The 21,808-nt window shown below is 58.2% G+C and carries 19 protein-coding genes and 1 riboswitch; of the genes, 8 read left to right on the top strand and 11 right to left on the bottom strand.

Annotated features, from left to right (window positions below; all coding sequences use genetic code 11):
* Window positions 1-96 precede the first annotated feature (96 nt).
* From SIB38_RS10875 to SIB38_RS10850, 6 genes are all read right to left on the bottom strand, one after another.
* Window positions 97-741, bottom strand: a complete 645-nt coding sequence (locus tag SIB38_RS10875; RefSeq protein ID WP_294113762.1) for a phosphoribosylanthranilate isomerase — start codon at window positions 739-741, stop codon at window positions 97-99.
* A 39-nt stretch (window positions 742-780) separates the two neighbouring features.
* Window positions 781-1,131, bottom strand: a complete 351-nt coding sequence (locus SIB38_RS10870) for a LapA family protein (RefSeq protein ID WP_294113764.1) — start codon at window positions 1,129-1,131, stop codon at window positions 781-783.
* A gap of 3 nt (window positions 1,132-1,134) precedes the next feature.
* Window positions 1,135-1,416, bottom strand: coding sequence for an integration host factor subunit beta (gene ihfB / locus SIB38_RS10865; protein ID WP_294113766.1), 282 nt, complete (start codon window positions 1,414-1,416; stop codon window positions 1,135-1,137).
* 252 nt (window positions 1,417-1,668) lie between these two features.
* Window positions 1,669-2,949: a DUF3422 family protein gene (locus SIB38_RS10860; RefSeq protein WP_294113768.1), complete on the bottom strand. Its 1,281-nt coding sequence runs from the start codon at window positions 2,947-2,949 to the stop codon at window positions 1,669-1,671.
* Window positions 2,950-3,062: 113 nt separating this feature from the next.
* A complete protein-coding gene (locus SIB38_RS10855; RefSeq protein ID WP_294113769.1) occupies window positions 3,063-3,434 on the bottom strand; it encodes a carboxymuconolactone decarboxylase family protein in 372 nt (123 codons plus the stop codon).
* A complete protein-coding gene (locus SIB38_RS10850) occupies window positions 3,427-3,795 on the bottom strand; it encodes a MerR family transcriptional regulator (protein WP_294113773.1) in 369 nt (122 codons plus the stop codon). Before SIB38_RS10850 ends, SIB38_RS10855 begins: the two co-directional genes overlap by 8 nt.
* A 143-nt stretch (window positions 3,796-3,938) precedes the next feature.
* Window positions 3,939-4,142: riboswitch (FMN riboswitch) on the top strand.
* 83 nt (window positions 4,143-4,225) lie between these two features.
* On the opposite strand from SIB38_RS10850, the gene SIB38_RS10845 reads away from it, so the two are divergent.
* Window positions 4,226-5,113 (top strand): DMT family transporter, encoded by an 888-nt coding sequence (locus SIB38_RS10845; RefSeq protein ID WP_294113775.1) that lies wholly within the window; start codon window positions 4,226-4,228, stop codon window positions 5,111-5,113.
* 241 nt (window positions 5,114-5,354) lie between these two features.
* On the opposite strand, the gene SIB38_RS10840 is transcribed toward SIB38_RS10845, so the two are convergent.
* The 3 genes from SIB38_RS10840 to SIB38_RS10830 form a co-directional block, all read right to left on the bottom strand.
* Window positions 5,355-6,797 (bottom strand): NAD(P)(+) transhydrogenase (Re/Si-specific) subunit beta, encoded by a 1,443-nt coding sequence (locus SIB38_RS10840; protein ID WP_294113777.1) that lies wholly within the window; start codon window positions 6,795-6,797, stop codon window positions 5,355-5,357.
* Between the two features lie 13 nt (window positions 6,798-6,810).
* Entirely contained in the window at window positions 6,811-8,382 is a 1,572-nt protein-coding gene (locus tag SIB38_RS10835) for a Re/Si-specific NAD(P)(+) transhydrogenase subunit alpha (protein ID WP_294113781.1), read from the bottom strand.
* 135 nt (window positions 8,383-8,517) lie between these two features.
* Entirely contained in the window at window positions 8,518-8,976 is a 459-nt protein-coding gene (locus tag SIB38_RS10830; protein WP_412550131.1) for a methyltransferase family protein, read from the bottom strand.
* 349 nt (window positions 8,977-9,325) lie between these two features.
* Between SIB38_RS10830 and SIB38_RS10825 the strand changes: the two genes are divergently transcribed.
* Window positions 9,326-10,078, top strand: a complete 753-nt coding sequence (locus SIB38_RS10825; protein WP_412550130.1) for an SDR family NAD(P)-dependent oxidoreductase — start codon at window positions 9,326-9,328, stop codon at window positions 10,076-10,078.
* 250 nt (window positions 10,079-10,328) lie between these two features.
* A complete protein-coding gene (locus tag SIB38_RS10820) occupies window positions 10,329-11,588 on the top strand; it encodes an NAD-dependent epimerase/dehydratase family protein (protein ID WP_412550129.1) in 1,260 nt (419 codons plus the stop codon).
* A gap of 170 nt (window positions 11,589-11,758) precedes the next feature.
* On the opposite strand, the gene SIB38_RS10815 is transcribed toward SIB38_RS10820, so the two are convergent.
* A complete protein-coding gene (locus SIB38_RS10815) occupies window positions 11,759-12,538 on the bottom strand; it encodes a gamma-glutamyl-gamma-aminobutyrate hydrolase family protein (RefSeq protein ID WP_294113789.1) in 780 nt (259 codons plus the stop codon).
* 126 nt (window positions 12,539-12,664) lie between these two features.
* On the bottom strand, window positions 12,665-14,797 hold the full coding sequence (locus SIB38_RS10810; RefSeq protein ID WP_294113791.1) for a malate synthase G: 2,133 nt from the start codon (window positions 14,795-14,797) through the stop codon (window positions 12,665-12,667).
* 210 nt (window positions 14,798-15,007) lie between these two features.
* Here SIB38_RS10810 and pepN point away from each other — a divergent pair, with 210 nt between their 5' ends.
* From pepN to gatB, 5 genes are all read left to right on the top strand, one after another.
* Window positions 15,008-17,593: an aminopeptidase N gene (gene pepN / locus SIB38_RS10805; protein ID WP_412552004.1), complete on the top strand. Its 2,586-nt coding sequence runs from the start codon at window positions 15,008-15,010 to the stop codon at window positions 17,591-17,593.
* Window positions 17,593-18,330, top strand: coding sequence for an SDR family oxidoreductase (locus SIB38_RS10800; RefSeq protein WP_412552003.1), 738 nt, complete (start codon window positions 17,593-17,595; stop codon window positions 18,328-18,330). The genes pepN and SIB38_RS10800 overlap by 1 nt, the downstream gene beginning before the upstream one ends.
* A 2-nt stretch (window positions 18,331-18,332) precedes the next feature.
* Complete coding sequence (locus SIB38_RS10795) at window positions 18,333-18,758, top strand: hypothetical protein (RefSeq protein WP_294113797.1); 426 nt, start codon at window positions 18,333-18,335, stop codon at window positions 18,756-18,758.
* Between the two features lie 110 nt (window positions 18,759-18,868).
* Window positions 18,869-20,194: a hypothetical protein gene (locus SIB38_RS10790; protein ID WP_412552002.1), complete on the top strand. Its 1,326-nt coding sequence runs from the start codon at window positions 18,869-18,871 to the stop codon at window positions 20,192-20,194.
* Between the two features lie 75 nt (window positions 20,195-20,269).
* On the top strand, window positions 20,270-21,778 hold the full coding sequence (gatB, locus tag SIB38_RS10785; RefSeq protein WP_294113803.1) for an Asp-tRNA(Asn)/Glu-tRNA(Gln) amidotransferase subunit GatB: 1,509 nt from the start codon (window positions 20,270-20,272) through the stop codon (window positions 21,776-21,778).
* Window positions 21,779-21,808 lie beyond the last annotated feature (30 nt).

Here is a 21,808-nt window from a genome sequence, read left to right as displayed (position 1 = left end):
GAGATCTTCCGCGCCAAGGCCCACGCATTAAAAAAGCGCCGGCAACTGCGGCGCTTTGCTCTTCTGAAACTCTGGCTGCGCGACCCGCGCCGCGCCTCACAACGCGTTTTCAACCGCCTTCATAAAGGCACGGATCATACCGATGTCCTTCACCCCCGGCGCGCTTTCGACACCTGAGGACAGGTCCAACTGCCGCGCACCAGTCATCTTGACCGCCTCGGCCACATTGTCGGCGGTCAATCCGCCCGCCAGCATCCAGGGACGCGGCCAGTATTTGCGGTTCACCAGACGCCAATCAAACGACAACCCATTGCCGCCCGGCAGATCCGCATTTTTGGGCGGTTTGGCATCCACCAGCAACTGATCCGCGACCGCCCCATAGGTGTCGATCTTGGCAACATCTTGGGCATCTGCAATGCCAATTGCCTTCATCACCGGCAGCCCAAACCGCGCACGAACTTCGGCCACACGCTCCGGACTTTCACTGCCATGAAGCTGCAACATATCCAGCGGCACGGTCTCAACCAGCTTGTCCAGAAACGCATCATCCGCATTCACGGTCAGCGCAACCTTAGCCACGCCCACGGGGGCCTCGACAGCCAAATCCCGCGCCTGCGCGATACCGACGTTACGCGGTGACTTCTCAAAGAAGACAAAGCCAACATAGGCCGCGCCCGCTTCCGCAGCCGCAGCCACATGGGCGGGCTCTTTTAGCCCGCAAATTTTGACACGAATATCCATGGTCCGGACCTACCCGACCTTCCGGTCAAAGCAAAGCGCTCAGCTTGCTTCTTCCAAAAGCGTCAGCACCTCGTCTTTCTTCTCCGCCTCGCGGCCTTTCAGACGACGCACCTCACGCTGCGTTTTGTGCAGCTCCTTTTCCGCCTTGGTTTTGTCTGCCCGGTGGCGGTGCTCACGCAGCCATTCCCAGACAAAGCCCACAATCAGACCCACCACAATGGCGCCAAAGATCACCGCAAACAGCGGCACTTGTACCGCATGGTTGATCCCAAACCACTCTTCTGCCACAGCGGGCAGCAAGGTCAAAGTGACCAAGTCACGGTTTGCCAAAGCAACCGCAATCAACACGACGGCCAAGCCGCCGAGAAATGCATAGCGAATGTAGCGCATAGCTTACTTTCCGTTCAAACGATCCCGCAAAAGCTTGCCGGTCTTGAAGAACGGCACATGCTTTTCTTCCACTTCCACCGATTCACCTGTGCGCGGGTTGCGCCCAACGCGGGCGTCACGCTGCTTGACGGAGAACGCGCCAAAGCCCCGCAACTCAACACGGTCGCCACGACTCATCGCTTCTGTGATCTCTTCAAAGATCGTATTCACGATGCGCTCTACGTCGCGCTGGTAGAGGTGTGGGTTTTCGTCTGCAATTTTCTGAATCAATTCCGAACGGATCATCGGTGTCTATCTCCCTGAGGGCGTGCAGGTCTTTTCGCGTGCATCTTCTTGACTATAAGAAGAAACCTGAAGAACGGAAACGAATTGTCCCCCTCGCTTGGTGGAAATCCGCTCAATTCAACGATTTTTCCGGCACAGCCGCCTGTGAAACCTGCATTTTCTGGCCCTGAAGGTCGATGCGACCCTGCGTCACCCGTCTCGCCGCGATGCAGAGAAGCCATTGATTCGCAACAAAAAGCCAAATCACCGGAGTCAGTGCATCTTGGCCTTGATCCGCCGCACCATGGCCCAGACTCCGAGTACCACCACCGGCGTCAGCGCCGCCAAAACCACGCCTTTGCTCACGCCCAAAGGTGTCGCCAGCGGATAGACTAGGTAGCCCGCCAACGAGACCGCGTAGTAGCTGATCGCCACAACGGACAACCCCTCAACAGTCTCCTGCAGGCGCAACGCCAAATCCGCCCGCCGGTCCATGCTCTCCAACAGCGCCTGGTTCTGGGCGGACCGCGCTACTTCCACTTTGGTTCGCAACAACTGCGCCGCGCGCCCGACCCGCTCCGCCAACGACTGCAACCGGCTTTCGCTGTGGTTCACCGTGCGCATCGCCGGATCATAGCGCCGCGTCATAAACTCACTAAATGTCTGGCGTCCGTGAAAGCGCTCTTCGCGCAGGATCTTGATGCGCTGCTGCACAATCTTCTCATAGGCCCCCGTGGCACCAAACCGGAAAGACGTATCCGCAATCAGCCGCTCAACATCGCCGGACAACTCCAACAGTGCCTGCAACGTCTCTGCCGCGTCTCCTTGATCACTGCGCAGATGCCCCATCAACCGGCCCGCGTCTGTCTCCAAGCCCCCGAGCTCGCGCGAGATCGCCTTAACTCGGAAATACCCAAGCATTGACATACACTTGTAGGTCTCAATCTCACACAACCGCTGTACGACACGGCCCACACGCCGCGCCCCGGTTTCCGGCGCAACAAACACTGCCATATTCTGATGCCCGTTGGCGGCAATACGGAAATCCGTGGCCACCACACAGGTGCGGTCCAGCACATAGTTCGCCGCCACGGTCTCTGGCAGGAACCACTCATAGATCTGGGAGATCATCTGCTCATCGCTCGGCATGTTCTCTACACGGATCATTGCGGAGGTCACCCGCTGCCCCGGTGCCGCCGCCAGCCAGTCCTCCGGGAATACATCCAGGTCCGCCGGATCAAACGCCCGCGTGCTCACCTGTGGCAAAAACATCGTGTAGGTCACGAACTCCGCATGTTGCTCCCATTTCAACGTGTCCCGCCCAATCTGGCAGGTGAAATGCGTTGCACCCGGTTGCGGATGTGGCGCGCCGTAGCGGTCCAACAGATCAAAGAGATGATCCAGCTCCGCCGCCGTATCCACCCCCACTTGGTCTGGCGGAATACGCCAGGCTATATAGACCGCCCGACACGGCGCGCTCAACGTCGGAAACGGACGCGCGTGCAGCTCATTGGCCAATTTGTAGCGCAGCGGATGGTCTTGAATGGCGGACATGCTTTTCTCCTGATCGCGCCAACTTACCCCGCCGCGCCCAAAAGTAAATGTTTTTGTGATTTTTCAACAACTTGCCGGAATACCGCCGCATACAATAGGCCAAACCTTTTGACCTACTCCTCCGCAAAAACCTCCCGCGCCGCGTTCAAGCCGTTGATTGCAGCGGGCAAACCGCCATACAGCGCCATTTGCCAAATCACTTCCGCAATCTCCTCCTGCGAGGCCCCGGCTTGCCGTGTGTTGGCAATGTTGATTTTCAACTGCGGCGTGGTTTGCCCGCCCAGCGCTGTCAATGCAGCCACCGTACACAACTGCCGGGTCTTCAGGTCCACCGTCCCGCGCGTGTAATGCCGTCCATAAGCCCACTCGACCAGGCTCTCCGCCATATCCGGTACCAAACCGTCATAGCGCTCCGCCAAAACCCCTTCCACGGTGGGGTTCAAATCCGCCAAAACCGCGCGTCCGCGTTCCAATGCGTTAGACATTTTTTGTCCGTCCTTCCAACTCTCTGTAAAAATCCACTTTCTGGTCCAAGAGCAGCAGCGTCTCCTGCAGCGTCACCATCTGCGCCCGCATCACCTCGCGATGCGCCTCCAGCATCTCTCGCCGCGCGCGCAACGTGCTGTCACCAGCCGCCCTCAAGCGCGCATATTGCACCCGATCCGCTTGCTTCATGCCCGTCGCGTTGAGCTGCCCTATGAATCGAATCCAAGCCAAAACGGCGTCGTCATACACCCGCCGTCCCGCGCCATCGCGTGGCGGCGGATCAATCAGGCCGATCTTCTCGTAAAACCGCAACGTGTCCACGCTCAGCCCCGTGGCCGCGGCCACCTCCGAAATCCGCATCTGTTCTCCTGCTCCTATGAGTCGGCTCACCTTACGAGCTGGAGTGCACTCCAGCTCAAGCCCCAAAATGCACATTCTCAATTTTGTCTTGCTGTGCACACCGCGCCCGCCTATCCCTGCTGCTGCGGCCCATCTCTGGGTCGTAACGTTCTCAGGGCGGGGTGGAATTCCCCACCGGCGGTAAGCAGCTCTGCTGTAAGCCCGCGAGCGGCATCTTTGGGATGCGTCCACGGCTCGAAAAGTGGGTACCGGTTTTCGGACCAAGCTGTGGAGCCAACAAAGATGTGTCAGCAGATCAGGTGCAACTCCTGAGCCGACGGTCACAGTCCGGATGGAAGAGAGCGGGAAGAAACCAAGCAGCGCCGTCCGCGGCACTGTGTGGCTTGTCCTGTCTGCCTTGAGTCATGCGCTGAAGAAGAAAGGACACGACATGACTCGCATTTTTGCAACCACCCGCCCGGCCACCGCCGGTGCATTCCTGATGATCTTTGCCGGGCTGCTGTTCGCGCTGGTCAACACCATCGTGCAATGGGGCACGATGAAAATGGGCCTGCCCCCCACCCGTGTCGCCTTCTGGCAATATCTGATTGCCACGCTCTGGCTGGTGCCCTGGATGATTTTGAAAACCCCCGACGCGCTGCGCACCAAAGCCCTGCCCAAACATCTGTTGCGCGTCGGCTGCGCCGTGATTGGCGTGCAGCTTTGGGTCACCGGTCTGGCCCATGTGCCGATCTGGCAAGCCATTGCGTTGATTATGCTGTCGCCATTCTTTGTCACCGTGATGGCCAGCCTCTGGCTCGGCGAACAGGTCTCCGCCCACCGCTGGGGTGCGGTTGTGATTGGCTTCATCGGCGGCATGATCATCCTGGCCCCTTGGTCGGATGCCTTCACCCCCCACGCGCTCTATCCGGTGGGCGCGGCGATCTTCTGGGGCCTCACCAGCCTGATGACCAAACAGATGACCGCAACTGAAAGCCCGGCCACATTGACGCTCTATCTACTGATGCTGATCACCCCAATCAACGCGGGTCTCGCGCTGGATGCAGGCCTTGGCTTTGAGCGCAGCACCGCCGGTCTCTTGCTGGTTGGCGCAGGTCTGCTCACCGCCATCGCCCAATATGCCCTGGCGCGGGCCTACAGCATTGCAGATGCGGCCTACCTGCAGCCGTTTGATCACCTCAAACTGCCTTTTAACGTGGGCCTTGGCTTGGTGGTCTTTGGCTACGCCCCGCCCGGCAGCCTGTGGCTCGGCGCCGCGCTGATCGTGGGCGCCTCTTTTGCGCTGCTGCGTCAGGAAGCCCGCCTACAAACCGCTTGATCCTGCAAGCATGGCTCAAGCCTGCGGGCTTGAGCATTTAGGGGCGCTGCCCCTGCCACAGCAAGCTGTGCCCACCCCGGAATATTTCAAGAATGAGAAAGCCGCAGGACACCAATCCCCCAAGACTTCTCATTCACCAAATATCCCCGCCGGAGGCACCTGTAAGCGCTCCATGACAACCCCGCATAACAAAAGGGCGCTCCGTTTGAGAGCGCCCTTTCCTAAACCTATAGCAGATCGATCACTCGATCATGGTCAGCAGTTTGTCCAGGCTGGCCTTTGCGTCCCCATAGAACATGCGTGTGTTCTCTTTGAAGAACAGCGGGTTCTCGATGCCGGAATAACCGGTACCTTGACCACGCTTAGAGACAAACACCTGTTTGGCTTTCCAGCATTCCAGTACCGGCATGCCTGCGATCGGGCTGTTTGGATCTTCCTGCGCCGCCGGGTTCACGATGTCGTTGGAACCAATCACGATGGCCACATCCGTTTCCGGGAAGTCATCGTTGATCTCATCCATCTCCAGCACGATGTCATAGGGCACTTTGGCTTCGGCCAAGAGCACGTTCATGTGCCCTGGCAGACGGCCCGCAACCGGGTGGATCGCAAAGCGCACGTTCTTGCCCTTGGCGCGCAGACGACGGGTCAGCTCCGCCACGTTCTGCTGGGCCTGTGCCACCGCCATGCCGTAGCCCGGGATGATCACAACGCTGTCCGCATCGTCCAGCGCCGCGGCCACACCATCAGCCTCAATCGCGATCTGCTCCCCTTCGACTTCCATCGCAGGACCAGACGCCCCGCCAAAGCCACCAAGGATCACCGACACGAAGGAACGGTTCATCGCCTTACACATGATGTAGGACAGGATCGCACCGGAGGAACCTACGAGGGCCCCCACCACGATCAGCAGGTCGTTGCCAAGGCTGAAACCAATCGCCGCTGCCGCCCAGCCGGAGTAGCTGTTCAGCATGGAGACAACCACTGGCATGTCCGCGCCACCGATGCCCATGATCAGGTGATAGCCAATGAACAGCGCCGCAATGGTCAGAACAAACAGCGGGAAGAAGCCGCCGGAGTTCAGGTACCAGATCAGGCAGCCCAGCGACAGCACAGCCGCGCCGGCGTTCAACAGGTGCCCCCCGGGCAGTTTTTCGGCGTTGGAGGTCACTTTGCCGGACAGCTTGCCATAGGCAATCACGGAGCCGGTGAAGGTCACTGCACCAATCCAGACACCCAGGCTCAGTTCCACCAGCAAAATGCTAATCTCAACCGAGGTCTTTTTGGCGATCAGCTTGCCAAAAGTGCCAAGCTCTTTCACGGCCTCCGGACCTGCCGCCACAGCTTCCGCCGCGTTGCCGATCTCAAAGTGCGCGTTAAAGCCCACAAACACCGCCGCCAGACCAACCAGCGCGTGCATGCCGGCCACCAGCTCTGGCATCTGGGTCATCTCGACCTTCGACGCGAGTTGATAGCCAATCACACCACCCGCCGCGATCAGCGGAATGGACAGCCACCACAGCCCCGCACCGGGACCGATCAAGGTGGCAAACACCGCCAGCGCCATGCCGGAAATGCCGTACCACACCGCGCGCTTGGCGCTTTCCTGATTGCTCAATCCCCCCAAGGAGAGGATGAAGAGCACTGCCGCAACAACGTAAGCGGCGGTCGTAAAACCGTATTCCATTGCTCAGACCTCCTTAGGACTTCTGGAACATGGCGAGCATGCGCCGTGTCACGAGGAAACCGCCGAAGATGTTGATCCCGGCCATGAAGACAGAGAGCGCCGCCAGCAGGATCACAAGGAAGCTGCCAGAGCCAATCTGCATGAGAGCCCCCAAGATGATGATCGAGGAGATCGCGTTGGTCACAGCCATCAGCGGAGTGTGCAGCGAGTGCGCCACGCCCCAGATCACCTGGAAGCCAACAAAACACGCCAGCGCAAACACGATGAAGTGCTGCATGAAGCTTGCAGGTGCCACCAGTCCCAACAGCAGGATCAGCGCGCCGCCACCGGCCAGCAGACCAACCTGTTGTTTGGTCTGTTGTTTGAAGGCCGCGATTTCGGCCGCTTTCTTCTCTTCCGGCGTCAGCTCCGGCACCACCTCTTTCGGCTTGGCGGCAATCGCCTGCACCTTTGGTGGGGGTGGTGGGAAGGTGATGTCACCCTCAAAGGTTACGGTCGCGCCGCGGATCACGTCATCTTCCATGTCGTGGTTGATCTGACCGTCTTTCTCAGGGGTCAGGTCGGCCATCATGTGACGGATGTTGGTCGCGTAAAGGCTGGAGGACTGTGCCGCCATACGTGAGGGGAAGTCGGTGTAGCCGATGATGGTCACGCCATTCTCGGTCACAATCTTCTCGTCCATCACAGTCAGCTTACAGTTGCCGCCTTTTTCCGCTGCGAGGTCCACAATCACCGAACCCGGCTTCATCGCTTCGACCATGTCTTTGGTCCAAAGCTCCGGCGCTTCGCGGTTCGGGATCAGCGCCGTGGTGATCACGATGTCCACTTCTGGCGCCAGCTCACGGAACTTCGCCAGCTGCGCTTCGCGGAATTCGTCAGACTGCACAGAGGCATAGCCACCGGTGGCCGCGCCGTCGGTGCCTTCTTCTTCAAAGTCCAGATAGACAAACTCGGCGCCCATGGACTCCACCTGCTCGGCCACTTCCGGACGCACGTCAAACGCCAGGGTGATCGCACCCAGTGAGGTGGAGGTCCCGATCGCGGCCAGACCAGCCACGCCAGCACCGACAACCAGCACTTTGGCAGGCGGCACTTTACCGGCAGCGGTCACCTGACCGGTGAAGAACCGGCCAAAGTTGTTGCCCGCTTCAATCACCGCACGGTAGCCGGCGATGTTGGCCATCGACGACAGCGCGTCCATTTTCTGCGCGCGCGAAATACGGGGCACCATTTCCATGGCAATCACGTTGGCACCTTTGGCCTTCGCCGCTTCCATACCCTCTTCGTTGCCCGCAGGGTTGAAGAAGGAAATCAGCGTCTTGTCCTTGGTCAGGCGCTTGAGCTCAGTCGCATCTGGCTGACGCACCTTCGCAACAATATCAACCTCTTTCCAGAGCGCTGCTGCGGTCTTGATAACCTCAACACCCGCAGCCTCATAAGAGGCATCTGAGAACCCCGCACCGGCACCGGCCCCACTTTCAATGGCGCACTCGTAGCCGAGCTTCTGGAGCTGCTTGGCAGAGTCCGGTGTCATCGCGACCCGGTTCTCACCACCAAACACCTCTTTTGGCGTACCTATTTTCACCTTTCTTATCCCCCTTCAGAGTCAGAGCAATAATGTTTCACGCAGACCGTTCTGCACTTGCATAATATTTTAACGCCACCTGAATTGCTGCACAAGCAAACAAACCTGCGTCCGTATTTCTGCGACGCAACGGCATCACACCCACCTGCGCACTTTCTCGCAATAGCGCGCAAAATCCACACGAAATGTCTTCCGCAGCCGATTTTCTTCCGGAATGACAAAGCGCCTTTCCAAAATCCACAGGAACACCGGCACCAAAGGCAGGGCCAGGACCGCGTCCCAATAAAGGATAAAGCCCGCGAGGATCATCACATCCGCGAGATAGATCGGATTGCGACTGCGCGAGTATATCCCGCTCTGCACCAGCCGCGCACTGTCCTGATGTGGATGGATCGTGGTCTGGTGCCGCTGCATTTCCACCAAAGCGAGCACGGCGAGCAAGACACCGCCCCCCACGAGCAGTCCCCCCAACAAATCCGCCCACACCGGCCCAAAACTGAGACCCAAAGGCCAGCGCGTGGGCTGCGCCCAAGTAAGCGCCAAAAACACCAGCAGCCAGACTGGTGGCAGATCGATCACCTTTAGAGGTTTCACCACTCAGCTCCTGTCTGGCGCACAGCCGCCAGACCGTAATCTCGCCGGTGCAGAATTGGTATTATAAGTGTGCCTCGTTGCATCATGCCCCTTGGTTTAACGATCCATTGAAACACTGCAACGATCCAGACACGCCGTGCGGCAAAAAGGGCCAGAAAGCCGCATGTGGCGCCCAAAATAGGACAGGAGTTTTGCCCGAAATGCCATTTTGAGCGCATTTTCCGCATCGCTGCACGGACATTTTGACCACTTGCCGCCCATTTGTGACCCTGCGGCGCAAACAACCAGAACGCTTGTCCGGTCTTATTCGCGCGCTAAGGTGATCCCGAAACAGGAGTGGGAGAGAGACATGACACTATCGGACAAACACGCATTGGTCACCGGCGGCGGCACCGGCATTGGCCTCGCCATTGCCAAGGCACTGGCTGCCGAAGGCGCGAAAGTTACCATCACCGGCCGCCGTCTCAACGTTCTGGAAGAGGCCGCCACTGAGGGGCTGTTCCCCCTCGCCATGGATGTTGCTGATGAAGCCTCTGTGGTCGATGGCATCGCCGCAGCTGTGGCCGCCCGTGGTCCCATCCAAATCTGTGTCGCCAACGCGGGCATTGCCGAAGGCCGCGCACTGCACAAAACCGATATGGAATTCTGGCGCAAGATGATGTCGATCAACATCGACGGCGTCTTCCTCACCATCCGCGAAAGTCTGAAGTCCATGACCCAAACCGATTGGGGCCGTGTCATGGTGATCTCCTCCATCGCTGGCCTGCGTGGTCTCAAAGGTGCCCCCGCCTATTCCACATCCAAACATGCCGTGAACGGCATGATCAAATCGCTGGCGGCAGACTTTGCCACCAAACCGATCACCTTCAATTCGATCTGCCCGGCCTATGTGGAAACGCCGATCATCGATCAAAACATTGAAAGCATCATGGCCCGAACCGGCTGCTCTGAGGAAGAGGCCCGCCACATGATGGTCGGCGTGAACCCCCACGGCCGCCTTATCAAACCCGAAGAAGTCGCCCACACAGCGCTCTACCTTTGCTCCGACATGGCAGACTCCATCCGCGGTCAAATGGTGCAAATCTCTGGCGGTGAGGTGTAAGCCACCTCCCTTCTGAGGTTAAACCAACAGGCCGCGCTTTGCGTACCCGGATCACAAACACCTTTACGGCGCGGCCTTCGCGCCCATAGGCTGTTTGCACGACGGACAAGACACAGGGCGCGACCAACCACCAAAACCCATGACCGGCAATTTCACGGCTCATGAGAGGTTCCCTGCGCCCTGCTCCCCTTCCGAGGGGCATTTCAGGAACGCAACACCAGCCCCCTCGGCTGGCATTTGGAGAACGCGCATGAACAAAGTTCTGGTTATTGGCGGCGACGGCTTTTGCGGCTGGCCCACTTCCCTCTATCTCAGCGAGCAAGGCTACGACGTCACCATCGTGGACAACCTCTCGCGCCGCAAAATCGACAACCGCCTCGGCGTGGTCAGCCTGACACCAATCAAATCCACCCAAGAACGCATTGAAGCCTGGAAGGAGGTCAGCGGCAAAACCATCAAATTTGTCGAACTGGACGTCGCACAGGAATTTGACGACCTCGCCATCCTGATGGGCGAGTTGCGCCCCGACGCAGTGGTGCATTTTGGCGAGCAGCGGTCTGCCCCCTACTCCATGCGCGGTGCCTGCCCCAAACGTTACACCGTCGACAACAACATCAACGCCACCCACAACATTCTCGCCGCTCTGGTGTTGCTCGATCTGGATGCCCATGTTGTGCACCTCGGCACCATGGGCGTGTATGGCTACGACGGCGCGGGTTTGGAAATCCCCGAAGGCTATCAGCAAATCATGGTGCGCGGTGATGACAACGTCATACACAACCGCGAAATCCTCTACCCGTCCAATCCGGGCAGCATCTACCACATGACCAAAACCATGGATCAGCTGATGTTCCAGTTCTACGCCAAGAACGACGGCATCCGCGTGACCGATCTGCACCAAGGCATTGTCTGGGGCACCCAAACCGACGAGACACGCCGCGACGAAAGGCTGATCAACCGCTTTGCCTACGACGGCGACTACGGCACGGTGCTCAACCGCTTTCTGATGCAGGCCGCCATTGGCTACCCGCTGACCGTACACGGCACCGGCGGACAGACCCGCGCCTTTATCCACATCCGCGACACCGTGCGCTGCATCGAACTGGCAATTTCCAACCCACCGGAAAAAGGCGACCGCCCCGTCATCCGCAATCAAATGACCGAAACCCATCGCGTGCGTGAGCTTGCGGATTTGGTCGCCCGCTTGACCGGCGCCGAAGTTGCCATGGTCGACAACCCGCGCAAAGAAGCTGCCGAAAACGACCTCCGAGTGTCAAACGCCAGCTTCCTCAAGCTTGGTCTCAATCCAACCACTTTGGCCGAAGGCCTGCTGTCTGACACTTACCAGGTGGCACAGAAATACGCGGATCGGATCAATCGCGATCGCGTAGCCGCCGCCACGGTCTGGACCAAGAACCAGAAGCCCGGTGTTGTCACCGTGAAAGCGCTCGAAGAGGGCAAGGCCCGCGGCGATACGGGTGACGTAGTTCAAATGCAAGACAGCGCCTGATACGAACATCGGCAAAGGGCTTGGCGCTTTCCCAAGCCCTTTCGCCATCTCATCGCGCGGACGCTGCGGCGTTAAGGAATACATATTCCATTTTTATGGACAGTCGCGAAACAGTCGCGATACCGACAATATACCGACGTGCAAATCAGCTTCGTTTTGGCTGTTAACCTTTAAGCCAACTTGAGCACAGGCCGCGCTTCCTGCCCGCTTGCCCAGGCCCGCACCGCTTCGCCAAAGGCTTCAAACAGCGGACGGCTCACCGGGTCATTGGCCGCATCCCATTCCGGATGCCACTGCACCGACATGGTGAACCCTGGCGCGCCCTCGATGTAAATTGCTTCCGGCGTTTCATCTGGTGCGTAACCATCTATAATCACACGACTTCCCGCACGCTTGATACCTTGGCCGTGCAACGTGTTAGTCATCACTTTCTGACTACCAAACAGGTGATGGAACGGGCCGTTCTCGCTGAACTCCACCGTGTGGCGCAGCGCAAACTTCTCTTCCAACGTGCCATCCGGCGGCATCCGGTGATTGTCCCGCCCCGGTAGATCGCGGATTTCCGGATAGAGGCTGCCCCCCATGGCAACGTTAACCTCCTGAAATCCCCGGCAAATCCCCATAAACGGCTGCCCAGATTCCACGCAGGCCCGCACCAGCGGCAGCACTATCGCATCCCGCGCCCGGTCAAATTCTCCATGCGCCGCCGTCGCTGCCTCGCCGTATTCCTCAGGGTGCACATTGGGCCGCCCGCCGGTCAGCAGAAACCCGTCACATTTCTCCAGCAACTCAGCCACAGAAACAAACCGCGGATCAGCTGGAATCAACAGCGGCATACAGCCGGAAACCCCTGACACCGCTTCGGAATTCATAGTCCCCCCGGCATGCGCCGGATATTGGTCATTGATCAGATACTGGTTGCCGATGATCCCGACGACAGGACGCGTCATGCTGGCCTCTTTGACTTGTTGCGCAGCTAACCATAGGACGCGCATCCCAAATGAGAAAGCCCCGAAGCGTTCACATCATTCAAGACAAAGACAAAAGGCCGGGGCGTCCCCCGACCTGATCGATTGTTAGGCTTGTGCCTTCAGCTCCAGCCGCCGCGCATGCAGCACCGGCTCGGTATAGCCCGATGGCTGGATGCGCCCCTTGAACACCAGATCACAGGCCGCCTGGAAAGCAATCCCGTCAAAGCCCGGCGCCATCGGCGCATAAAGCGGATCATTGGCATTCTGCCGGTCCACCACAGCCGCCATCTTCTGCATCGCGGCCATGACCTGCGCTTCGCTCACCACACCTTGGTGCAGCCAGTTGGCCAGACCCTGGCTGGAAATCCGGCAGGTTGCGCGGTCTTCCATCAGGCCCACATCATTGATGTCCGGCACTTTGGAACAGCCCACGCCCTGATCCACCCAACGCACCACATAGCCCAAGATGCCCTGCGCGTTGTTTTCGACCTCAGCGGCAATCTCTTCCTCTGAAAGGTTCTGCCCGTCCATCACTGGCACAGTCAGCAGATCGTCCAACGTCCCGCGTGCGCCACCGGCTTTGATCTCTTCCTGTCGCGCCAGCACGTCGACCTCGTGATAGTGCGTCGCGTGCAGCGTTGCTGCGGTTGGCGATGGCACCCAGGCACAGTTCGCGCCAGATTTCGGATGGCCAATCTTCTGCTCCAGCATCGCGCCCATCAGGTCCGGCATGGCCCACATGCCTTTGCCAATCTGCGCCTTGCCTTGAAGCCCACAGGCCAGACCGATATCCACGTTGCGATCTTCATAAGACAGGATCCACGGTGTGGTCTTCATCTCACCCTTGCGCAGGAAAGCGCCCGCTTCCATGGAGGTGTGGATCTCGTCCCCAGTGCGGTCCAGGAACCCGGTGTTGATAAACGCCACGCGACCTTTTGCGGCCCGGATACATTCCTTGAGGTTGGCGCTTGTGCGGCGCTCCTCGTCCATGATGCCCATCTTCACCGTGTTGCGCGGCAGGCCCAGAATGTCCTCAACCTTGGCAAAGATCGCATCCGAGAACGCCACCTCTTCCGGCCCGTGCATCTTCGGCTTCACCACATAGACGGAGCCATGCACCGAGTTGCCGCTTTCCTGCTTCAGATCATGCATCGCGATCATCACGGTCACAAGCGCATCCATCAGCCCTTCGCCAATCTCATTGCCGTCCCGATCCAGCACCGCTGGGTTGGTCATCAGATGGCCAACGTTGCGCACCAACATCAACGAGCGACCTTTCAGCGAGGTTTCCGTACCGTTCGCTGCGGTAAAAGAAACGTCATCTTTCAAAACACGCGTGAAGGTCTTGCCGCCTTTGGCAACCTCTTCGGACAGGTTGCCCTGCATCAGACCCAACCAATTTCCGTAGGCCACAACCTTGTCTTCGGCGTCCACACAGGCCACGGAATCCTCACAGTCCATGATCGTCGACAGCGCGCTTTCCAGCGTGATGTCGTTGATACCCGCCTTGTCGGATGCGCCGATACTACCCGCGCGATCAACTTCAACAATCACGTGCAGACCGTTGTTTTTCATCAAAATACGCGACGGCGCAGCGGCGCCACCCACGTGACCGACAAAGGCCTCCGCCGCCTGTAGCGCAGGCACAAGCTGCCCACCTTCAACCGACAATCCGTCAATGTCTGCCCAGCTACCAGCAGCCAGCGGCAGAGTCTTGTCCAGGAAGTCCCGTCCCCAGGCAATCACACGTGCCCCACGCGCCGAGTCGTAACCCTTGCCAGACGGCAGATCACCCATCGCGTCGGTGCCATAAAGCGCGTCATAAAGGCTGCCCCACCGGGCATTGGCCGCATTCAAGGCAAAGCGCGCATTGGTGATCGGGACCACCAATTGCGGACCGGGAATCGCTGCGATCTCCGGATCAACATTAGCCGTCTCAACCGCAAAGTCTTCGCCCTCGGCCACCAGATAGCCGATCTCCTGCAGAAACGCTTTATACGCCTCCGCATCATGCGCCTGACCTTTGCGGGCCAGATGCCAGCCATCGATCTTCTGCTGAATCTCTTCCCGCTTGGCGAGCAACGCACGGTTGGTTGGCCCAAACTCATGTGCCAGAACACTCAAGCCCTGCCAGAACACATCCGCATCCACACCAGTCCCGGGAAGCGCCTTACTCACAATGAAATCATAGAGTTCGTCGGCAATCTGCAGCCCGTGCTGCTCAATTCTCTTGGTCATTGTGAAACTTCCTCATCTCTGGCGTCGCGTTTCAATTAGTGCACATGTTTTCTATAGGCAATAAAACCGCTTACCTTCCTTTCCCAAAGGGATTTTCAACTTTTTCCATAGATTTGCGAAACTGCACATCCATTTTGTGAAAAATCGCCTACCCCCTTGCGGGTGCCGCCCGAAAAGCTACACCAAGATGAGCAACATATGGAGACCGTGATGAAAGACGCCGCGCCGCAAACGATCTATCTAAAAGATTACAAGCCCTTTGGTTGGATCATTGACGATGTGCATCTCACGTTTCGCCTCCATCCTACTGCGACCCGAGTCATTTCTCGAATCCGCTTTCGCCCAGACTACGAAGTGCATGACCGTCCCTTTATGCTGCATGGGGAAGGCCTCAAGCATATTTCCGCCAAAGTTGACGGACACGAGGTCACACTAAACCACGTTGAGGGCGGCATCGAAGTCGAAGTTCCCCACGCCCCGTTCAATTGGGAAGCCGAAGTTGAAATCAACCCACAAGCCAACACGGCGCTTGAGGGACTCTATATGTCAAACGGCATGTATTGCACACAATGCGAAGCCGAAGGTTTCCGCAAAATCACGTGGTACCCAGACCGCCCTGATGTCATGGCCCAGTTCACCGTCCGCATAGAGAGCGATGCAGAGCACACGCCTGTCATGCTGTCTAATGGCAACGGCCTCTACTACGAACAGGACAACGCGCAGTCTCCCGCACCAAATATTTCTATTTATCAAGACCCTTGGCCCAAGCCTGCCTACCTCTTTGCCCTTGTGGCCGGTGATCTGGTTGCTCACGAAGACACGTTCAAAACCATGTCCGGCAAAGACGTGCGCCTCTCTATCTACGTCCGTCCCGGGGACGAACACAAATGTGCTTTCGGCATGGAAGCCCTTAAAAAGTCTATGAAATGGGACGAAGAGGTCTACGGCCGCGAATACGATCTCGACGAGTTCAACATCGTCGCCGTGGACGATTTCAACATGGGCGCGATGGAAAACAAAGGGCTGAACATTTTCAACAGCTCCTGCGTGCTTGCCTCCCCCGAAACCGCAACAGACGGCAACTTTGAGCGCATCGAAGCCATCATTGCGCATGAGTATTTCCACAACTGGACCGGCAACCGCATCACCTGCCGCGACTGGTTCCAGCTTTGCCTAAAAGAAGGCCTGACCGTCTTCCGCGACGCGCAGTTCACCGCCGATATGCGCTCCGAGCCGGTCAAACGCATTGACGACGTGCTCGCCCTGCGCGCGCGCCAGTTCCCCGAAGACCAAGGTCCCCTGTCCCACCCGGTGCGCCCTGAAAGCTTTCAGGAAATCAACAACTTCTACACAGCCACGGTCTATGAAAAAGGCGCCGAAGTCATTGGTATGCTGAAAACTTTGGTGGGTGATGACGCCTATGCCAAGGCGCTCGACCTCTATTTTGAGCGCCACGACGGTCAGGCCTGCACCATCGAGGACTGGATCAAGGTCTTTGAAGACAGCACCGGCCGCGACCTCACACAGTTCAAACTGTGGTACTCGCAATCCGGCACGCCCGAAGTCACCGTGCGCGAAGAGTACGAGGGCGACACTTTTACATTGCACCTGACCCAATCCAGCGCCCCAACTCCAGGGCAAGATGTGAAAGCCCCACAGGTCATCCCGGTGGCCGTGGGCCTGCTCAATGACAATGGCGACGAAGTGCTGCCCACTAAGATCCTGGAACTCACCGAAGCGGAACAGAGTTTCAGCTTCAAAGGCCATGCCACCCGCCCTATCCCCTCGGCTTTGCGCGGTTTTTCTGCGCCTGTGACGCTGACTCAGGACATCGACAACGCCCGCCGTGCTTTCCTGCTGGCACATGACACCGATCCATTCAACCGCTGGGAAGCGGGCCGCGATCTCGCGCGCGACAGCCTGATTGGCACAATCGTGAAGGGGACCGCTCCCAACCCAGACTATCTCTCAGGCCTAAAGACACTTTTGCGCGACGACAGACTTGATCCGGCCTACCGTGCTCTGATGCTTGGGCAACCTTCGCAATCCGAACTGGCAGGCATTCTGCACAAACAAGGCCACACAGCGGACCCGGCTGCAATCCACGCTGCCACAGAAACCCTACGCGACGCCAAGGCCAAGGCCTTCGCAGATCTGCTACCAGACATCTACGCAGCCAATCAGGTCGCGGGTCCCTTCTCGCCGGATGCGGAGCCTGCCGGCAAGCGCAGCCTTTCAAATGCCGCGCTCTCCCTTCTGACCCGTCTGGACGGTGGTGAAGCCGCTGAAAAACAATACAAATCCGCGGGCAACATGACTCTGCAACTCGCAGCCTTCGGCGCGCTATTGGATGCGGGCAAAGGGGAAAATGCCGTCGCAGCCTTCTATGACCAATGGAAAGACGACCGTCTGGTGATCGACAAATGGTTCTCCATGCAGGTGATGTTTGCTAACCCCGAAGACCTTGCGACAACTGTCACCACCCTCACCCAACACGCTGACTTTGATTGGAAAAACCCCAATCGCTTCCGCGCCGTGATGGGGGTCATGGCCGCACATCACGCCGGCTTCAACCATGAATCGGGCGCGGCCTACAAAGTGCTGGCGGACTGGCTGATCAAGCTGGACCCTGTGAACCCTCAAACCACCGCGCGCATGTGCAGCGCCTTCCAAACCTGGAAACGCTACGATGCCAACCGGCAAGCGCTCTTGAAAGCACAGCTTGAGCGCATCGCCGGTCAGGATGGCTTGAGCCGCGACACCACCGAAATGGTGACCCGCATTCTGGAGGCATAATGTCCAAAGTTCTACTGATCACCGGCGCCAGCGCAGGCATTGGCGCGGCCACTGCCAAATTGGCTGCCGAAGCGGGTTATGACCTCGCGCTGAACTACCGCAGCGACACCCAAGGCGCTGAAACTGTTGCGGAATCCGCACGGTCATTGGGCATTCGTGCAGAACTTTTTCAAGCAGACGTGGCGGATCCCGACCAAGTTGAAGCCATGTTCAAAGCCATCGACGCGAGCTTCGGCCGCGTGGATGCGCTGGCCAACAACGCCGGCATTGTCGACCAAGGCGCACCTGTCACCGAATTTACCCACGCGCGCCTGAAGCGCATGTTTGATGTCAACGTGATCGGTGCCATGCTGGTCGCCAAGGAGGCGGTGATCCGTATGCAAGCGCAGGGCGGCGGCGCCATTGTCAATGTCAGCTCCGTGGCCTCCCGTACTGGCTCGGCCAATGAATATGTCGACTACGCCGCGTCCAAAGCGGCCATCGACACCTTCACCAAAGGTCTGGCCGATGAGGTCGCCGCACAGGGTATTCGCGTCAACAGCCTGCGCCCCGGCATCACTGACACAGAGATCCACGCTAAAGGCGGCGCGCCAGACCGTGCCAAACTTCTGGCGCATAAGATTCCAATGCAACGCCCTGGCACCTCAGAGGAAATTGCCCGCGCCATCCTGTTCCTGCTGTCAGAAGACGCCAGCTACATAACCGGCAGCACGCTTGATGTGTCTGGAGGCCGGTAAACATGGATACATTGAAACACGCCCACTACGGCCGCAATCCGCGCAGCATTCTCGTGCTCTGCCTTGTTAGCATTGGCCTAGTTGGTTTGCTAAGCTACGGCATTCATTGGGGCATTGTCGCGGTGCTGTCCTTCTTTGTGATCCCCACCCTTGTCGACGTGGCCTTTAACCCGGTTGCGACTTTTGAACTGGATGACAACGGCATCCGCTGGAAAAACGCCACCCAGGAGGCAGAGCTCGGCTTCCATCAAATCAAATCGGTGCATGTTGCAACCCGTTTGGGCGTGGCCTTCCGCATCACTCTGATCATGTATGATGAGGCTAAGGTGCGGGTTCCCCAAGATGTTTTGCCACCGCGCGCCGATTTGGAAGCCGCGTTGGAGCGCCATGACATACCGGTCAAACGGGATCGCTTGCGCCTGATGTGAGTAACGAATTTGACCACAATTGGGCAGCGCGTGACCGCATGATTTCAACATGGTGCCCTTTTTTGGCCTGAATACACGCCCATAGTCCGTTCGGTGGCAGGAACGGAGCTATGATGAAACTGTTTTCCAGAGATCGAGCCAAATCCCAGGGTGTGTCGGCCGCGTCAGCATTTGCGGCGCCGGCTTTGCGCCGTTTGGGACAAGCGATGACGATGCCGCGCAAACCCGCCGTGTCCGACCTGGCCAAAGACGGAAAAAACACGTTCCGCGACCTCTTAAGTCGCCTGGAAATTCCAATCAACGCCTCCACACCGGATCAAATCGAAAGTGAACACATCCGCGACCACGGGCAGTTCCTGGCCCGTCAGGAACGCTGGGATGAGCTTGAGGAATTAATCCGTACGCACGACCAAAACCGCGCAACGACCGCCACCGGAACACCGCTGGCGGAGCTCATGCTGTTTGGCGCTCGCTCCGATGTCGTTCGTGCGGCCGAACATGCTTTGTTACATGGCCGCCCAGCGGAAGGTGCTGATTTCTTTTCCGGAATCGAAGCGCTCGAAAGCCTCCTCGAAGACTACCCCAAGAGCTACCCCATGGCTTTGGTGGTGGCACATATGCACATAGACATCGGCTGGGCCTGGCGTGGCGCGGCTGCCAAAGATGATGTTCGCGACGTGAATCGCGACGCCTTCCAGGCCCACTTTGATCGGGCCGCCGACATTCTGAAACAATACTGCCCGAAACAGTATTTCTCCCCAGCCCTGTCCGCCGCCCGCTGCGCCCTCCTGCCCGGATCGGCTCAGCCGCTCAACACTCTGTGCGCCGAGTTTGAATCGCTGATTCAGCTGGACCCGCTAAACCCCCGCCACATGCGCGCTTTGGGCAACTACCTCCTGCCGCGCTGGTACGGGGATTTTTCACAACTCGACCTGCAAGCTCGTAGAATCGCAGCACAAACTTACGACATTTGGGGCGCAGGCGCCTACGCTTGGGTGTGGTTTGACGCCTTGTTGGTGGACCCGAACGGGCTCGAGATGATGGAGATAGAGTACTTCATCGATGGCGTTACAGATGCGCTTGACCGCCGTGGCGATCAACATTCGGCCAACCTCATGGCCGCCCATCTTTACCGCAGTTGGCAGCATGCCCGATCTCAATATGGTACGGATGGACTGCGTGAAGACTTGCCTCCGGCCTTGCGGGCCGGCTTTGACATGGTTGTGCGTGAACACCTGCGCGAGATTCACCCGCTGATTTGGGGACACGCTGAGATTGGATTTGAAAACACCTCCCGTGTGATTTCCAAAGAGCGCCTGTCCGCAAAAGGCCGCGATGTGGCTTTGCAAGCAGTAGCCATGCCGTTCATGGCGGGCCTACAGGCTGGGCAAACCGTACATTTCTCGCCAGACGGCATTACCCAAATCAACCCATAAAGCACCCGCCCTCTTGCTCCTTGTATCTGGCTGGCCTAGAACGCAGATCAGCCAGATATCCAAGGAGCGTGAGCGATGCTCGACCTGACATATGAGACCCCGAAGCCCAAAGTCATTGCGGGCGCCAAACATGACTGGGAATTGGTCATTGGTATGGAGGTGCATGCTCAGGTGTCGTCCAACGCCAAGCTGTTCTCCGGTGCTTCCACCCAGTTTGGCGCCGAGCCAAACTCCAACGTGGCCTTCGTGGACAGCGCGATGCCGGGCATGCTGCCAGTGATCAACGAGTATTGCGTGGAGCAAGCGGTGCGCACGGGCCTTGGTCTCAAAGCCGAAATCCACCTGAAGTCCGCATTTGACCGCAAGAACTACTTCTACCCTGATCTGCCGCAGGGCTACCAGATCTCCCAGCTCTACGAACCCATTGTGGGCGAAGGGGAAATTCTGGTCGACATGGGCCCGGGTGTGGCGCGCAAAGTGCGCATCGAACGTATCCACCTAGAGCAGGACGCCGGCAAATCCGTGCACGACATGGACCCGAACATGTCGTTTGTCGACCTGAACCGGACCGGTGTGGCGCTGATGGAAATCGTTAGCCGCCCGGACATCCGTGGTCCGGAAGAAGCTGCTGCTTACGTCACCAAGATGCGTCAGATCCTGCGCTATCTGGGCACCTGTGACGGCAACATGCAGAACGGCAACTTGCGGGCTGACGTGAACGTGTCGATCTGCAAGCCTGGTGCTTATGAGAAGTATATGGAAACACAGGATTTCTCGCATCTCGGCACCCGCTGTGAGATCAAAAACATGAACTCCATGCGCTTCATCCAAGCGGCGATCGAATACGAAGCCCGTCGTCAAATTGCGATTGTTGAGGCCGGTGGCGAAGTTGATCAGGAGACTCGTCTCTACGATCCGGACAAGAACGAAACCCGTTCCATGCGCTCCAAAGAAGAAGCGCATGATTATCGCTATTTCCCCTGCCCTGACCTGCTCCCGCTGGAGATCGAACAAGGCTGGGTCGACGACATTGCCAAGGGTTTGCCGGAACTGCCGGATGAGAAAAAAGCGCGTTTTATCAATGACTACGGCGTGACCGAATATGACGCATCCGTGTTGACCGCCGAGGTGGATCTGGCCAACTACTTTGAAGCCTCTGTGGGCAAAGGAGACGGCAAGAAGACCGCCAACTGGGTGATTAACGAAGTGCTGGGCCGCGCCAACAAGGCCGAAACTGCGCCACAGGATCTGGTCGCGCCAGAAGCCAACGCGGCCATTTTGGCAATGGTGGCGTCTGACGAGATCAGCACCAAAATTGCCAAGGAAGTGCTTGAGATTCATATCGAAACCAAGGACGATCCAGCAAAAATTGTGGAAGAAAAAGGCCTCAAACAGGTGACCGACACTGGCGCGATTGAAGCCGCGCTGGACGAGATCATTGCGGCCAACCCGGCGCAAGTTGAGAAAGCCAAACAGAACCCGAAACTGGCTGGCTGGTTTGTGGGTCAGGTGATGAAAGCCACGGGCGGCAAGGCCAATCCTAAAGCCGTTAACCAATTGGTGGCGCAGAAGTTGAACGGCTAAAAGCCACGTCGGTATTGCGTCTGTTTCGCA

The organism is Shimia sp. MIT910701 (genome assembly GCF_047126315.1).
Lineage (GTDB): Bacteria > Pseudomonadota > Alphaproteobacteria > Rhodobacterales > Rhodobacteraceae > Shimia.
Note: the sequence above shows the minus strand (reverse complement) of the source record. Positions and strands in the feature narration are given on the sequence as shown.